The organism is Ferruginibacter sp. (genome assembly GCF_049840995.1).
Lineage (GTDB): Bacteria > Bacteroidota > Bacteroidia > Chitinophagales > Chitinophagaceae > Ferruginibacter.
The window spans coordinates 1325126-1341163 of the sequence record NZ_JASGIP010000003.1; the positions used below are offsets into that span (position 1 = coordinate 1325126).

The 16038-nt window shown below is 42.0% G+C and carries 19 protein-coding genes; 14 read left to right on the forward strand and 5 right to left on the reverse strand.

Features of this window, described 5'->3' with window-relative positions:
- Window positions 1-131 precede the first annotated feature (131 nt).
- From nrfD to QM738_RS07555, 13 genes are all read left to right on the forward strand, one after another.
- Window positions 132-1607, forward strand: coding sequence for an NrfD/PsrC family molybdoenzyme membrane anchor subunit (gene nrfD / locus QM738_RS07495; protein WP_462276063.1), 1476 nt, complete (start codon window positions 132-134; stop codon window positions 1605-1607).
- Window positions 1608-1721: 114 nt separating this feature from the next.
- Entirely contained in the window at window positions 1722-2312 is a 591-nt protein-coding gene (locus QM738_RS07500) for a DUF3341 domain-containing protein (RefSeq protein ID WP_462276064.1), read from the forward strand.
- A gap of 80 nt (window positions 2313-2392) precedes the next feature.
- Window positions 2393-3079: a c-type cytochrome gene (locus tag QM738_RS07505; RefSeq protein WP_462276065.1), complete on the forward strand. Its 687-nt coding sequence runs from the start codon at window positions 2393-2395 to the stop codon at window positions 3077-3079.
- Between the two features lie 7 nt (window positions 3080-3086).
- Entirely contained in the window at window positions 3087-4355 is a 1269-nt protein-coding gene (locus QM738_RS07510) for a quinol:cytochrome C oxidoreductase (protein WP_462276066.1), read from the forward strand.
- A gap of 110 nt (window positions 4356-4465) precedes the next feature.
- Window positions 4466-5563 carry a cytochrome c oxidase subunit II gene (locus QM738_RS07515; RefSeq protein WP_462276067.1) on the forward strand — a complete coding sequence of 366 codons (1098 nt, stop codon included), beginning with the start codon at window positions 4466-4468 and terminating at the stop codon, window positions 5561-5563.
- A 32-nt stretch (window positions 5564-5595) separates the two neighbouring features.
- Entirely contained in the window at window positions 5596-7398 is a 1803-nt protein-coding gene (locus tag QM738_RS07520) for a cytochrome c oxidase subunit I (protein WP_462276068.1), read from the forward strand.
- Window positions 7399-7532: 134 nt separating this feature from the next.
- Window positions 7533-8462: a heme o synthase gene (gene cyoE / locus QM738_RS07525; protein ID WP_462276069.1), complete on the forward strand. Its 930-nt coding sequence runs from the start codon at window positions 7533-7535 to the stop codon at window positions 8460-8462.
- A gap of 39 nt (window positions 8463-8501) precedes the next feature.
- The gene (locus QM738_RS07530) at window positions 8502-9068 is read left to right on the forward strand and encodes a cytochrome c oxidase subunit 3 (protein WP_462276070.1); all 567 of its coding nucleotides are present in this window, start codon (window positions 8502-8504) and stop codon (window positions 9066-9068) included.
- 76 nt (window positions 9069-9144) lie between these two features.
- Entirely contained in the window at window positions 9145-9885 is a 741-nt protein-coding gene (locus QM738_RS07535) for a cytochrome c oxidase subunit 3 (RefSeq protein WP_462276071.1), read from the forward strand.
- An 89-nt stretch (window positions 9886-9974) separates the two neighbouring features.
- Window positions 9975-10409 carry a cytochrome C oxidase subunit IV family protein gene (locus QM738_RS07540; protein ID WP_462276072.1) on the forward strand — a complete coding sequence of 145 codons (435 nt, stop codon included), beginning with the start codon at window positions 9975-9977 and terminating at the stop codon, window positions 10407-10409.
- A gap of 127 nt (window positions 10410-10536) precedes the next feature.
- A complete protein-coding gene (locus QM738_RS07545) occupies window positions 10537-11325 on the forward strand; it encodes an SCO family protein (RefSeq protein ID WP_462276073.1) in 789 nt (262 codons plus the stop codon).
- A gap of 2 nt (window positions 11326-11327) precedes the next feature.
- Window positions 11328-11918 (forward strand): DUF420 domain-containing protein, encoded by a 591-nt coding sequence (locus QM738_RS07550; protein ID WP_462276074.1) that lies wholly within the window; start codon window positions 11328-11330, stop codon window positions 11916-11918.
- 7 nt (window positions 11919-11925) lie between these two features.
- A complete protein-coding gene (locus QM738_RS07555; protein WP_462276075.1) occupies window positions 11926-12390 on the forward strand; it encodes a hypothetical protein in 465 nt (154 codons plus the stop codon).
- Here the strand turns inward: QM738_RS07555 and QM738_RS07560 are convergent.
- The 4 genes from QM738_RS07560 to trmB all read right to left on the reverse strand — a co-directional run bounded on the left by QM738_RS07560 (window position 12385) and on the right by trmB (window position 14372).
- Window positions 12385-13032 carry a hypothetical protein gene (locus tag QM738_RS07560; protein ID WP_462276076.1) on the reverse strand — a complete coding sequence of 216 codons (648 nt, stop codon included), beginning with the start codon at window positions 13030-13032 and terminating at the stop codon, window positions 12385-12387. The two genes, QM738_RS07555 and QM738_RS07560, sit on opposite strands and share 6 nt — an antisense overlap.
- Window positions 13033-13098: 66 nt before the next feature.
- Entirely contained in the window at window positions 13099-13509 is a 411-nt protein-coding gene (locus QM738_RS07565) for an MGMT family protein (protein WP_462276077.1), read from the reverse strand.
- Window positions 13490-13687, reverse strand: coding sequence for a DUF5522 domain-containing protein (locus tag QM738_RS07570; protein ID WP_462276078.1), 198 nt, complete (start codon window positions 13685-13687; stop codon window positions 13490-13492). The genes QM738_RS07565 and QM738_RS07570 overlap by 20 nt, the downstream gene beginning before the upstream one ends.
- Window positions 13671-14372 (reverse strand): tRNA (guanosine(46)-N7)-methyltransferase TrmB, encoded by a 702-nt coding sequence (gene trmB, locus QM738_RS07575; RefSeq protein WP_462276079.1) that lies wholly within the window; start codon window positions 14370-14372, stop codon window positions 13671-13673. Before trmB ends, QM738_RS07570 begins: the two co-directional genes overlap by 17 nt.
- Before the next feature lie 114 nt (window positions 14373-14486).
- On the opposite strand from trmB, the gene QM738_RS07580 reads away from it, so the two are divergent.
- Window positions 14487-15050 carry an ORF6N domain-containing protein gene (locus tag QM738_RS07580; protein WP_462276080.1) on the forward strand — a complete coding sequence of 188 codons (564 nt, stop codon included), beginning with the start codon at window positions 14487-14489 and terminating at the stop codon, window positions 15048-15050.
- Window positions 15051-15057: 7 nt separating this feature from the next.
- Here the strand turns inward: QM738_RS07580 and QM738_RS07585 are convergent, their stop codons facing one another.
- Entirely contained in the window at window positions 15058-15990 is a 933-nt protein-coding gene (locus tag QM738_RS07585; RefSeq protein ID WP_462276081.1) for a DUF3078 domain-containing protein, read from the reverse strand.
- Window positions 15991-16038: the final 48 nt, after the last annotated feature.

Sequence of the window (16038 nt, forward strand, 5' to 3'; positions counted from 1 at the left end):
TGGCGAATATCGAATAGTGAATATTTTTCAAACTGAGGAACATTCGAAATTCGACATTCAACCATTCGACATAAAACAAAATTAAAGCCGCATCAAAAAACCGGTACGGCAAAAAGCTTAGATAAAGAGATATGTCATTATTAAAGTACGAATCACAAATCAGGGAACCACTGGTAGATGGTGACAAAGATTACCACCAGGTAACGGAAGACATAGTACGTCCGATTGAAATGAAGCCAAGCCGCCTTTGGTATATTGGTTTCTGGATCAGTGTTGGACTGCTGTTATTCGGGGTGTACAGTGTATACCGCGAGGTTACCTACGGTATCGGTCAGTGGAACCTGAACAAGACAATCGGTTGGGGCTGGGATATCACCAACTTCGTATGGTGGGTAGGTATCGGTCACGCCGGTACGTTGATCTCCGCTATCCTGCTACTGTTCCGCCAGGGATGGAGAACAGGTGTGAACCGTGCTGCAGAAGCGATGACCATTTTTGCGGTAATGTGCGCCGGTCAGTTCCCTATCTGGCACATGGGCCGTGTATGGATGGCTTTCTTTGTAATGCCTTATCCTAACAGCCGTGGACCTTTATGGGTGAACTTTAACTCACCACTGTTGTGGGACGTATTTGCGATATCAACTTATTTCACTGTTTCTTTATTATTCTGGTATTCGGGTTTATTGCCTGATATGGCTACTGTACGTGACAGGGCTAAAACAAAGCTGCGCAAAATGCTGTACGGTATTGCGGCTTTCGGCTGGACGGGTAGTACCAAACACTGGCAGCGCCACGAATCTTTATCGTTGGTACTGGCAGGTTTAAGTACACCACTGGTACTTTCGGTACACACCATCGTATCTTTTGACTTTGCCACTTCAGTAGTTCCGGGCTGGCATACCACCATCTTCCCTCCTTACTTTGTGGCGGGTGCGGTATTCAGCGGGTTTGCGATGGTGCAAACACTGATGATCGTGGTACGTAAAGTTTTATATCTAGAAGATTATATCACCATGGGCCATATTGAGGCCATGAACAAGGTAATTGTATTGACGGGTAGTATTGTGGGTTGCGCTTACCTTACCGAGTTGTTCATTGCATGGTACGGACAGAACAAATACGAATGGTATGCATTCAGCCAGAACAGGGCCAATCTTTTCAGCCCTTATGGATGGAGCTACTGGCTGATGATGTTCTGTAACGTGGTATCGCCACAGTTATTCTGGAGCCGTAAATTAAGAAGGAATATCACGGTTACTTTCTTCATGAGTATCATTGTGAACATCGGTATGTGGTTCGAGCGTTTCGTGATCATTGTTACTTCTATCTACAGGGACTTCCTGCCATCCAGCTGGAGTACTTATTACAGCCCCAGTATCTACGAGATCGGTTTCTATCTCGGTACATTCGGGTTGTTCTTTACCTGCTTCTTCCTGTTCGCTAAGTACTTCCCGGTAATTGCTATTGCCGAGATCAAATCGGTATTGAAAACGAGCGGTGAGAATTACAAGGCGAAGATGACGGATATTGAAAAACAGGATGCAGAGAAATTCTATATTGAAGAAGTGGGACACGGGCATGGGCATGATCATGCGGTAGCACACTAACCCCTCCGCCCCTAAAGGGGAACCGGGTCTGGTGATAAGAAAGAAATTATTTAAAAGTAAGATTACGATTTCCTTAAATCCGAAATCTTAAATCTAAAATCATAAATCGATTTTATGGCTGGAGGAATTAAAAAATTTGTTGTGGGTTGTTTTGATGATGAGGCGGTATTGTTCCCTGCGGTGAAGAATGTTCGCAAAGCAGGATACAAGATACATGATGTGTACACCCCATACCCCGTGCATGGCCTGGACCACGCAATGGGCCTGCGGGAAACAAGCCTGCACACTGCAGGGTTTGTATACGCCATTACAGGTACCACCACGGCATTGAGCGGTATCAGTTATATACTGGTACACGACTGGAAACTGAATATTGGTGGTAAACCGCACTTTGCATTACCGGCCTGGATACCCATTACTTTCGAGTTGACGGTATTGTTTGCAGCGGTAGGTATGGTGCTTACATTTTGCTACCTGTGCAACCTGGCGCCATTTGTAAAAAAACACCATTTTCATCCAAGGGCCACCGACGATCTTTTTGTAATGGCCATTGAATGTACTGATAAGACCAATGATGCAGAAGTACAGGATTTTTTAAATAAAGCCGGCGCTAAAGAAGTGAACGTGCAAATGGCAGAAACAGGCTGGTGGATAGGCAGGTATCATAAAGAACAAAAACTGTATAAAGAAGAGAAAGGCTATTAAGCCCCTATCTCCGACAACCGCGGATAAAAGGAGAAGACCAAAGCGAAAAGAAAACTGATTAAAGATATTATAAGAACGAAATGAAAAAAATTGCAATTATATCAGCACTTATCTTAACAACAACAGTTGTTTTTATAAGCTGCGACAGCAAGCGTCAGCCGGGTAAAGTGTATATGCCTGATATGGCTTACAGCCGTGCGTATGAAAGTTATGCATTGCGTGACTCTGCAAAATTTTCGATGAATGCAGGTGATGCCGGCCATAAGATATTTTACAATGCACAACCCGTGAACGGAACTATAAAAAGAGGCGAATTGTTTCCTTTTACAGTGCCTAACGACAGCAATGGTTTGATCAACCTGAGCGCTTTGGTAAAAAATCCTTTACCACCATTAACTACTGCCGACAGCCTGGAAGCCGGAAGGTTATTCAACATTAACTGTGCAGTATGCCATGGTGCCAAGGCAGAAGCGAATGGCCCGGTAGCTCCAAAGATCGGTGGTGTAAAAAGTATTATTGCAGCAGCAACCGGTTCGGCAACTGCAGCGCCTTACAGCGATGGCAGGATATTTTATATCATGACCTACGGACAGGGTAACATGGGAAGCTATGCTTCGCAGTTAGACAGGAAACAACGCTGGATGATCGTACAGTATATCAGGTCGCTGCAACCAAAAACGGAAGCAGCCGCTGCACCTGCTACAGCTACAGCGCCTAAAGCTGATACTGCCGCAGCAACAAAACCTAAAAGTAATAACACAAAATAAAGTTTAGATGAATCATCAATTCGAATTGCCGGGAAATTATAAAAAGTGGACGTATGGTCTCATCGCCGCTGGTGTGATTGCATTACTGTACGGCATGATCGCCTACCATCCCTTTGCGCCTGTAACGCATGGCGAAGGAGGAGCACATGGCGGTAGCGAAAGCACCCGTTTTTGGGCGGTGCTGCTGCAGAACAGCGTATTCTTTTTATTAGTGGTGAATGCGGTTATGTTCTTTATTTGTGTTACCACTATGGCAATGGCCGGTTGGGTAATTGCTTTCCGCCGTGTTTCTGAAGCTATTTCAAGCGTGGTGCCTATCCTGGGTATCATCAACTTTTTGATATTGCTGGCACTGGTAGGCTTACACCGTACTGATATTTACCACTGGCTGGATAGCGAAGCAGTGGCAAAAGACCCGATACTGAATGGTAAGAGCGGTTTCTTAAATCCTAAATTCTACCTGATATGGTCTGCTCTTACAATATTCCTGTGGTGGTTCTTAGGTAAAAAAATGCGCAGCATCAGCCTGGAAAGCGATAAGAACGGCCCAATGGATTATGAGACCGGTAAAAAATGGATCTTTAAAAATACCGTGTATGCGTCCCTGTTCTGTGTATGGTTTGCATTAACAGTAGCTTCCACCATTCCATGGTTATGGTTCATGAGTATTGATGCTCACTGGTACAGCACCATGTTCAGCTGGTACACTTTTGCCAGTTCATTTGTTTCCGGTATCTCCTTCATCGCATTATTTGTGATCTATCTTAAGAACCAGGGCCAGCTGGCTTATGTAACGGAAGAACATTTGCATGACCTGGGTAAATTCATGTTTGCATTCTCTATTTTCTGGACCTACTTATGGTTCTCTCAATACATGCTGATCTGGTACAGTAACCAGCCGGAAGAAACCAAGTATTTTGTAGAAAGGATCGGAACTGCTCAAAAATCAGGACCGTACCACGTTATATTCTTCTTTAACCTGGCAGTGAATTTCATCTGTCCATTATTAATATTGATGAAGAAAGGTGTAAAGAGAAGCTGGACGATGGTAACCTTTATGGCCGTACTGATCATTGTGGGCCACTGGGTGGATTTCTTCCAGATGGTAATGCCGGGCACTGTACACGAAAACTGGCACATTGCGCCATTTGAAATCGGTATCGGCTGTTTGTTTGTTGGTTTGATCATGTGGGGCACCGGAAGGTATATCAGCAGCCATTCATTGCTGGTAAAAAATCATCCTTTCTTAAAAGAAAGTATGATACATCATACATAAGCATTGCGGACAGAGATATTGTTTAAAATAAAAGAAGTAGTTTAAAAATTCCTTGCCTGGAAAGGGTGTAAAAGTCCCGCCAGGGGTTTGGGCGAAAAATAAAAAATTATATGAAAGAGTTTTTATTAGTTGCTTTAGGTGCTTTGGTTTTCGTTGTCATTTTCCAGATTGCGAAAGCAAGTGAGTACGTAAGTGTATTAAAAGGCGAGGAAAAAACCCGCAGGCAAAACAATAAGATCAATGCGTTCTTGCTGCTGGGTATGCTGATATTTGGTTTGATAGGCGCCTGGTATTGCAACGAACTGTACTACGGCAAAACCTTATTCCCGCAAGGCTCTTCATCCGAAGAAGGAAAGAATATCGACCTGATGTTCATGATCACCACCGGCGTTACGGGGTTGGTATTTGTGTTGACCCAGGTAGCATTATTCTGGTTCTGCTTTAAATACCAGGAAAAAGACAATACAAAAGCATACTACTTTGCACACAGCACCAGGCTGGAATTGATATGGACCACTATCCCTGCTATCACTTTATGCGTACTGGTGGCATTTGGTTTAAAATTCTGGTTCAAGATCACCGGTGATGCACCAAAAGATGCTATCGTGGTGGAAGTTACCGGTCACCAGTTTGGATGGGAGTTCAGGTACCCGGGCGCCGATAAAGTATTAGGTAAAAAAGATTTTAAATTAACAAAGGGCAGCAACAGCCTGGGCGTTGATTTTAACGACGAGGCCAGCCATGATGATATCCACGTATCTCAAACCATGCATATCCCTGTAGGGGTACCGGTAAAACTGGTTATCAATGCACAGGATGTGATACATGATGTGGGTCTGCCTCACTTCAGGTTAAAAATGGATGCTGTACCGGGTATACCAACCACTGAATGGTTCACCCCGCTGTACACCACCGCTCAAATGAAAGAAAAAACGCACAATCCTGATTTTACTTATGAAATAAGCTGCGACCAGATGTGCGGAAAAGGCCACTTTTCTATGAGAGGTATAATAATTGTAGAAACAATGGCAGAATACCAGGCATGGTTGGCACAGCAGAAACCTGAAATGTGGACCGTTCGCCCGGAAACAGCGCCAAAGGTTGAAACAAAAGCCGCAGCTGATACGGTAGCAAAACCAGCAACACCAACAGCAGCAGCGCCAGTGGCAACCCCACCGGTAGCAGCAGTAATGGCGGGTAAAAAATAATTTTAAAAGACTCTTGAATAAACTATAAGAATATGAGCAGCGTAGCAACATTACACGGAGCAGATGTTCACGGAGGACATGATACACATCATGAACATCACCACCACGAAACGTTTATAACCAAATACGTTTTTAGCCAGGATCATAAAATGATTGCCAAACAGTTTTTGGTAACAGGTATCATCTGGGCTATCATTGGTGGTTTGTTTTCTGTGATCTTCCGTTTGCAGCTGGGCTATCCCGAAACTACTTTTCCATGGCTGGAAGATTTCCTGGGCCATTGGGCAAAAGGTGGTAAACTGGAACCTGAGTTTTACTATGCTTTGGTTACCATGCACGGAACCATCCTTGTATTCTTTGTATTGACCGCAGGTTTGAGCGGTACTTTCGCCAACTTTTTAATTCCATTACAGATCGGTGCAAGGGATATGGCTTCTCCAATGCTGAATATGCTCAGCTACTGGTTCTTCTTTACTGCATCTATCATCATGTTCTCTTCCCTGTTTGTACAAACAGGTCCTGCAAGCGGTGGCTGGACGATCTATCCGCCATTGAGCGCCCTGGGCGATGCATCTGAAGGAAGTAAAATAGGTATGGACCTGTGGCTGGTGAGTATGGCCATGTTCATTGTAAGTTCTTTATTGGGCGGTTTGAACTATATCAGTACTATCCTGAACCTGCGTACCAAAGGTATGAGCATGACCAGGTTACCATTAACCGTATGGGCGCTGTTCTTTACCGCTGTACTGGGTGTATTGAGCTTCCCTGTATTATTATCTGGCGCCATCCTGCTGTTATTCGACAGGAACATGGGTACCAGCTTCTTTTTGAGCGATATCGTTGTACAGGGAAAAATATTACCGAACGAAGGTGGTAGTGCCATCCTGTTCCAGCACTTGTTCTGGTTCCTGGGCCACCCCGAAGTATATATCATCTTATTACCGGCCATGGGTATGAGCTCGGAGATCATCAGTGTGAACAGCCGCAAACCGATCTTCGGTTATATGGCCATGGTGGGTTCGCTGTTTGCGATCGCTATCCTTGCCTTCCTGGTTTGGGCGCACCATATGTTTGTAACAGGTTTGAATCCTTTCCTCGGATCGGTATTCGTGTTACTGACCTTATTGATCGCTGTGCCTTCGGCCATTAAAGTATTTAACTGGTTAACCACTTTATGGCGTGGAAGCATACGCTTTACGCCGGGTATGTTGTTCGCCATTGGTTTTGTAAGCTTATTCATCAGCGGTGGTTTAACAGGTATCTTCCTGGGTAACTCTGCGCTCGATCTTCACCTGCACGATACTTATTTTGTGATCGCTCACTTCCATATTGTAATGGGTGTGGCATCCTTCTTTGGTATGTTTGCCGGTATATACCACTGGTATCCAAAAATGTTTGGTCGTTACCTTAACAACACAATGGCCTATATCCACTTCTGGGTAACCATTATAGGTGCTTACCTCATCTTCTGGCCAATGCACTACGAAGGTTTGGCGGGTATGCCACGCCGTTACTATGATTTCTCCAGCTGGGAATCATTCAAACATTTTGGCGGACTGAACGAATTCATCAGCTTTATAGCAATGATCGTATTTGCGGTACAGCTGTTATTTGTATTCAACTTCTTTTACAGCATATACAAAGGAAGAAAAGTTACTACGCCCAATCCATGGGGATCCAATACCCTGGAATGGACAACTCCTATCAACCCTGGTCACGGCAACTGGCCTGGCGAAATACCGGAAGTATACCGTGGTGCTTATGATTATGCAAAAGACGGACACGAATTCATTCCGCAGGATAAACCTGTAGGGGATGATGAAACACACCATTAATAATGAATAATTAATAATGGATAATTAATAATGGATAATTGATAACGAGGCACGTGATAATTGAAGTGTTTAATTAATTAAAAGGGGAATGGAGATCGGTTACTGTTTTAACTATGAACCATGAACCATCAACCATGAACCAAAATACAGACATAAACAAATCAACATCATTTGGTTTGGCCAGTAAAGTGAAGGATTACTTTCAGTTGATCAAGTTCACTTTAAGTTTTATGGTGGTGTTTAGTACGGTGGTGAGTTTTTTGATCGGCTATAATTATAACGGACAGGTAGTTTATACCAATAAGTTAGTATCAGTTCTTTTACTTTTTGTGGCAGGAATGCTGATAACCGGCTCGGCCAACGCTATCAACCAGGTATTGGAAAAAGATTCTGATGCACTGATGAAGCGGACCGCCAAAAGGCCCGTGGCCAGCGGCAGAATGAGTAAAGCAGAAGCCAATGGCTTTGCATTCATTGCCGGTGCTCTGGGTGTTTTCATCATGTGGTACTACTTTAATTTTCAGAGTGCCATGGTGAGCCTGGTAAGCCTGTTGCTGTATGGTTATGTATACACACCACTGAAAAAGATCAATTCTATTTCAGTACTGGTGGGTGCGGTGCCCGGTGCATTGCCCTGCCTGATTGGTTGGGTAGCGGCAACAGACAGTTTCAGTGCCGGCGGATGGATCCTGTTTGCGATACAGTTCCTGTGGCAGTTCCCGCATTTTTGGGCTATTGCCTGGCTGGCGCATAAGGATTATACCAATGCAGGTTTTAAATTATTACCGGCTGATAAAGGCCCTACAAAATTTACAGCCATGCAAAGCATTGTGTACAGCGCCCTGATGATACCGGTAGGTTTTATGCCTTATTATAGCGGCATGAGTGGCAAAGTAAGTATGTGGATATTGCTGGGTTGTAACCTTTGGATGGTATTTGCAAGTGTTCTTTTATTTATAAGGATGGATGCAAAAAGTGCAAGAAGGGTAATGTTCAGTTCTTATTTTTATTTGATGATAGTATTGCTGGCATTGTTTGCCAACAGAACCTATACATTGAATTAAAACAGTAGTAAACAATAGATTGTTGCAAAATATTTTTGAATGAGTACAGTGGTAATGGAACAAAGAAAAAAAATACATCCGCATAAGTTTACCCTTTGGGTTGGTATCGGGAGTATTTTAATGATGTTTGCAGGATTAACGAGTGCGTATATAGTAAAACGTAACCAGCCAAACTGGATCAGTTTTAACCTGCCGCATGTGTTTTGGTACAGTACAGCAACTATTGTGTTAAGCAGTATAACCCTGTTCCTGGCTGCAAAGGCTTTTAAACAAAGGGAGATGTTGCGTTACAGGAGCCTGATGACGTCGACGATTATACTGGGAGTTCTTTTTGTTGTGTTGCAGGTGATCGGGTTTAAGCAGTTGTGGGATAACGGGATAACATTATATGGAAACGTTTCTTTCTCTTTCCTGTATGTTATTGTGGGTGTGCATGCGGTGCATGTGATCGGCGGGATCATTGCTTTGCTGGTGCTTTTTGCAAAAGCATTCAGCTCCAAAACAAGAATTTACAATGCAGTGCCGGTGGAAGTGGCCAGTACTTACTGGCATTTTGTAGACGGGCTCTGGATATACCTTTTGATCTTTTTAATTATGATAAGATAAGGGTACAAAGTTTAGCGTACATAGTTAGAATTAAAATAAGTAGAAAATAAAAGTTATATAGATGTCAACAACAGCAATGCCAACAAATACCAAATGGTGGAACGGGGGAAGAAGCCCGTTCAATGCAAGCTATGGTAAAGTGATGATGTGGTACTTTTTAATGAGTGATGCCTTTACATTTGGTGCCTTCCTTATCAGCTATGCCACTTTACGTTTCAGTCTGAACGATTGGGTTGACCCTAACCATGTATTTAATTCCTTTCCGTTAGCGGGCAGCGCAAACCTCCCATTGGCATTTGTGAGCTTAATGACCTTTATCCTCATCTTCAGCTCTGTTACCATGGTGCTGGCGGTGCACGAAGGGCATAAAATGAACAGGGCAGGTGTAGAAAAATATATGATCCTTACCATCATTGGCGGTCTTGCCTTCTTAAGCTGCCAGGCATGGGAATGGACGCACTTGTTAACGCACGAACATGAAGTTTGGATCAATGGTATCAATGGTGCACCGGGGCACGTAGAATTATGGAACACTACTGTATCGCACAATCCTTTCGGACCGGAGATAACAGTTAACGGGCACGAATATGCGACACCAGGCCCGATCTCTTTCGGAAGTTATTTCTTCGAGATCACCGGTTTCCACGGTTTCCACGTATTCAGCGGTGTTGTTATCAACATTGTAATGTATATCAAAACTAAAATGGGGCATTTTGATCAGAGAGGACATTATGAAATGATCGAAAAAGCAGGTTTATACTGGCACTTTGTGGATCTTGTATGGGTGTTTGTATTCCTTTGCTTTTATCTTATCTAGTTTAGAAGTTGAGGAGTTTAGACAGTTTAGTCTAAACCTCTACACCATCTAAACCTCTAAACTTTTATAAACGAACTTTAAAAATAATTATGTCAGCACATTCAGCATCATCAGAAATCACCTTTCACCCCGAGCATACCGGGGGTACTAAAAAGATCTGGAAAACATTCTGGTTATTATCTGTAATTACAATTATAGAACTGGGTATCGGTTTGGCCATTTATAATATTCATAAAGGCGCTAATCCTAATGCAACCCTGGTATTATTCTTTAAAGGCATGGTTTGTATCTTAACCCTTGCCAAGGCATATTACATCGTTTCTATATTCATGCACCTGGGCGATGAGATCAGGAATTTTATGATGACCATTGTAGTGCCGCTTTGCCTGTTCATCTGGTTCATTATCGCGTTTTTATGGGATGGTACCAGCTGGAAGAATTTAAGGAATACCAACGCCGGCAGCAGGGAGTATAAAGTGGAACAGCATGAAAAACACATACCTGAAAAAGGAGCAAAAGACTAATAATATTTTAATATAGTTGATAATAAGCCATCGCATTTGCGGTGGCTTTTATTTTATCTATACTAAATGCAATAAAACCCGCAATTTGCTTTTGGTTGACGTAAATTTGCACACTGATAAATAATTGATGAAAAAGCAATCGGTACTTTCTTTAATGCTGGCCATCCTGTTGCCTTTGACCGGCTACCTGCTGGTGAAGTATTACAGCAAAGACGCCGTGCACATGCCGGGAAAATATTATCCAATCGATGCGAAGGTGGTAGTGAAAGAAAAGAATGGCAAAAGCTATAATGACACTATCTGGCATAAAGTAAGGGATATACAGTTTACCAATCAATTGGGCAAAAAAGTAAACCTGTACGACCTGCATGGAAAAATAATTGTGATCGACTTTTTTTTCACCCGCTGCCCATCTATCTGCCCCGGCCTTGCCCGTAGTATGAAGCGCCTGCAGGATTCATTTGTAAAGAACGACAGCATTGTGCAGTTCATATCTATCAGCATCGATCCTGAACACGACTCGGTACCGCAGCTGCGTAAATTTGCCGACAGGTACAATATCAATCATGATACCTGGTGGATGGTAACCGGCGATAAAAAAGATATTTACGATTTTGCCCTGCATGAAATAAGGGCCAATGTTGCCGATCCGGGAGTTGACACAGCATTTATCCATACAGAGAACTTCTTTTTACTGGACAGTAATAAAATAGTGCGAGGATTTTATAATGGGTTTGATACTGTTAAACAGGCAAGACTGGTGGAAGATATTCCCCTGCTGATGCTGGAAAGAGATAAGACCTCGCCTTCGGTACTGAGAGATTTTATACCCATACTGCCATTGATCTTTATTGGAATTGGCGTAGTATTTATTGTTACAATTTTATTAAGCCGCAAAAAGAATAAGACCTTATAACTATGCTACAACCATCCTTACAGCAAAACGATAAAAAAGCTAAATGGCTGATCGGTATCTTTTCAGTGATCGTATTTGCAGCTGTGACCATACTCGGCAAGTACAATCTTGCAGGCAAAGCAACATTGCCTTTTGACGTACATATTTTTGCATTTACCAATGCGCTCATTAATTCGGCAGTATCGGTGTTGCTGATAGCAGGCTTGCTGGCAGTAAAAAAGAAAAGCTATTTGCTGCATAAGAACATCATGTTATTCGCAATGGCATTGTCGGTGTTATTCCTGCTTTCGTATATCTGCCATCACCTGTTTGCCGGCGAAGCTATTTATGGCGATACCGATGGTGTAAAAGGATTGAGTGATGCAGAAAAAGCAACAGCAGGCAGTATGCGTACGGTTTACCTGGCTATATTGATCACACATATTCCATTGGCGGGCCTTGCATTGCCTTTTATATTGTTTGCAGCTTACCGTGCGTTGACAGGCGATTATGAAAAGCATAAAAAACTGGTGCGGATCATTTATCCGGTATGGTTGTATGTGGCAGTTACCGGTGTAATTGTGTACATCATGATAAGCCCTTATTATAAATAGCCTGTTTATGAAAAATTCCGGCGCTTTTGCAGCATTGAAAATAATGCATCGTGCCCTGGTAGCGGGGTTGTTGCTGTTTTTTAGCGTTATGCTTTTTCTTGCTTACAGCAAATCCATTACGCCGGCATTACCGCAACTTGACAGAACGCTGCAGGTTGTGGCAGTACTTATTGGTGCTGCTGCTTTTTTTGCCGGAACCAATTTATTTAAAAAGAAACTGCTGCAACTAAGAGACGATACTGCTACAGACCCCAAACAAAAATTTGAGCAATACCGCATTGCCTGCATTATACATTGGGCATTGATAGAAGGCCCTGCTTTATTTTGTGGTATCTGCTTCTTTCTTACGGGTAATTATGCTTTTATTGCATTGGGCGGCATGTTGATGATCGCACTGGCAATGCTGGCACCTGTTAAATTAAAGACTGCCTTACAGTTGGGGATATCCGTAGAAGATATTGACCAGTTATAATGCTTCCACTACGATCTTGGCCGGGCTTAAATAAGTGATCTGCACTTTTATTGCATCACCAATTTTTACATTGGGATCTGTCACAGGAATTTTTGCCTGCACTTTATCACTCACAATATTCAGGTAAATACCATGCGGCGAAACTTTATAAACTTTGGCGTCAACTGGTGTTTTGGATTTGAATAATTTTACAGCAGTATAAAACTCGGGGATATAATTATTGTTGAAGAGCTTTGCAGTTACCTTTTCTTTATTGCCGGTGTTTTCCAGCGAAAAAGTCACCGCTTCATTCAGTTCTTTCTCGGTTGGTATCATTTGCCAGGGCGAAGGCGCTACCGGAAAAAAAAGATAACTATCTATTTCTTTTACATAGATATTATCATCGATCATTTTTAAATAACCAATAAAATTGTTTTCTGTTTTTGCTTTATTGATCAATACATCCAATGCGGGGTTGTATAAATATTGAATGTTAGTAGCTACCATTTTATCTCCCTTACCTGATAAACCTGCATTAAAATTCACTACATCGCCAATATGAAAATTGTGCTTCTTTTTAACCAGCTTTTTTTTAATTAATTCCTCCTGGGTTTTATCATCCACAATACCATTGATATTTTTTCTTTTTTCCATTAGCCTCATACTCTATCATCACGTATTTTTTTTCGTGATTTACAAAAGAAACTGTGCCTTGTAAAATAGTGTTGCTCATAATCCCAGTTCAGTTGAAGGATCCCAGAATATTTTTTTAAAATCCACCACAGTGTCATTTTTTACCGCCACTCCATCTTTTTTTAATAGCTCTTCCATTAATGTAGGTGTACCAAAATGATGTTTGCCGCTGAGTATGCCCAGGCGGTTAACTACTCTTTGTGCAGGCACTTTTGGTTTTGCAGTACCAGCCGCGTTCATAGCCCAACCCACCATACGTGCCGAAAGTTTTGTGCCCAGGTAGTTAGCAATAGCCCCATACGAAGTAACCCTGCCCTTAGGTATCTGCCTTACCACTTCGTATACATCCTGGAAAAAACTGTATTCCTTAATGGTACTGCGGGGTTTTTCTTCCGCCTTTTTTTTAGCGGCTTTTTTTGCAACCGGTTTAATTATTTTTTTTGCCATCTTGTATTAAAGATAATAATTCGCTGCGTTTCGGCTCGGGTACATTTTTGTATTCGTAAGGACAGTGTTTGCAGCCATTACCACAGCAATGACCCCGTTGCAGGTGGTATTTGGCGGTTAACACCATTAACCCCTGCTCGTTATAATAAAAATCTTCTCCTTCAATCAACCTGTTCATTTCTTAAAGCTTCCTGTAATTGTTCATCAATATCTTTTATATCGCCAGGCAGGCTGAACTGCAGGTAATGTATCTTTTTGCTTTGTGCAATATCCAGGCTTTCGTAATGGGTCTTTATCTGTAAAGTATCACTTACCATTTCCTGTTTGTATACATCATCGCAATCTTCCAGCAGTTGCAGTTCGCACAACTCAATTACTTTTTTTGTAAAAAAATATAGATCCGGCGAATCTGTTTTAAGATGAATAACACCACCTGACTTTAATATGTTTTTATACAACCTTAAAAACCTGGGATGGGTTAATCTTTTTTTTGCTTTAGATACCCGCAGCTGCGGATCGGGAAATGTGATCCATATTTCATCCACCTCACCTGCTGCAAAATAATCCGTCAGTTTTTCTATCTGTGTACGTAAAAAAGCAGCGTTGCTGAGTTTTTCTTCCAGGCATCTTTTAGCACCGATGTACATGCGGTTGCCTTTGATATCCACACCAATAAAATTCTGCTGCGGAAATAATCTTGAAAGACCAACAGTGTATTCGCCCCTGCCACAGGCAAGTTCCAGTATTAAGGGATTATTGTTGTTAAAAAAGGCGTGCCATTTACCCTGCATGCCCTGGGGATACTCCAAAACGTTGGCAAAGGTTTTTATATCTGCAAAACGCTGTAATTTTTTTTGTGCCATTGGCGCAAAGGTAAACCTGTATTAAGGAATCCGGGTAAAAACAGTAAATTAATTACATTAATAACGCAACCAATTCAACGGTTTTTAAGACTGCAATAGATAATCCATCAACTAATGCAGATAATAGCACATATCCAAAACAGGATCTACGAGATAAGAGGTGAAAGGGTAATGCTGGATAAAGACCTGGCCGCTCTTTATGATGTGGAAACTAAACAATTGAACCAGGCGGTAAAAAGGAATATCAAAAGATTTCCACCCGATTTTATGTTCCAACTGACAACGGAGGAATACGAACTTTTGAGGTTTCAAATTGAAAGCTCTGAAATGAATGAACGTTCAAGGTCACAAATTGTGACCTTGAACACCGGGAGAGGTTATAATATTAAATATCTCCCATATGTATTTACAGAACAAGGTGTTGCCATGCTAAGCGGTATCATAAATTCCGACAGGGCTATTGAAATGAATATTGCCATTATGAGGGCTTTTATTGCGATCAAAAAAGCATTATTACAACAAAATGATATGAAACTGCAACTGAAGGAAATAAAAGAGAGGCTGGGAGAGCATGACGCCCAACTAAACCAGATCTATGACGCAATGGAAAATTTACTGGACGAAAAAGCCGCACAGAGAAAATGGGATGAAAGGGACAGGATTGGTTTTGTAAAATGAGATGCTCCTATATCCTTAACTGGAAACCTGCCCCAATGATCGACTTTAACTGCAGTGCAGGCGCATCTTTATCCGGCCCGAATATCCTGGTATCATCATCATAAATAAGATCGAAACTCCAGTTAAAGGAAAGCATCTTGAATATTTTTACCGCCAATATATTGGTCATGTACACATCCACATTCCAGGGATTACGCTTATAATTCGAGAACATATCCAGGCGTGACTTATAGGTAATATTCTTAACCAGTTCTTTTTGATAATTGACGGTTGCAAAAGCACCTAATTGGTTGATCACGTTTTTTCCTGTATCCACACCATAAGAAGCTTTACCCGCAAGGCTATCGTTCTTTACAATGATCCAGCGGGAAGTAAGCGGTGAAACGAACATGGATATTTCTTTTTTGGGTTTATAATCCATACCTAAGCTGGTGAGTACATAACCCGGAGACATAAAACCCGAAGAAAAAACCTTTGGAGCAGTAGTGGAATAGGAGTAACCGTTGAAAAATTGAGTGCGGACATTACCCAGTACACCAACCGTGGTTTTTTTATTGATAGAATAAGTATATTTTGAAACCAGGTCAATACGATCGTCATTTTTTCGTGTACCCAGCGTAGTGGTCTTTAAAAAACCCAATGCAAGATCGAGTGAATTATCCCAGTTGAACTTATTTTTTTTATGACTGGCATAAAGATTTAAGGTGGTATTAATATTGATCGAAAAATCATCACCACCAGCTGCCCAGTTGCTTAAAGTACCCTGGCCGAGATTGAAGCGGTACATGCCGCCCCTTTTCCATGCTTTATGCGAAGTATCCGGCGCCGGCACCTTTGGAACAATGGTACCTGATTCAAACTGCATGGTTTGAATGGCCTTATCCTGTGCGGCAATAAAACATGGCAAAAGAAAAAGGAAACCAACGATTGCTAATCTCATGTATTGAACAGGGTTTAACAGAGATGCAAAGAAACTAAGGAAAATGTA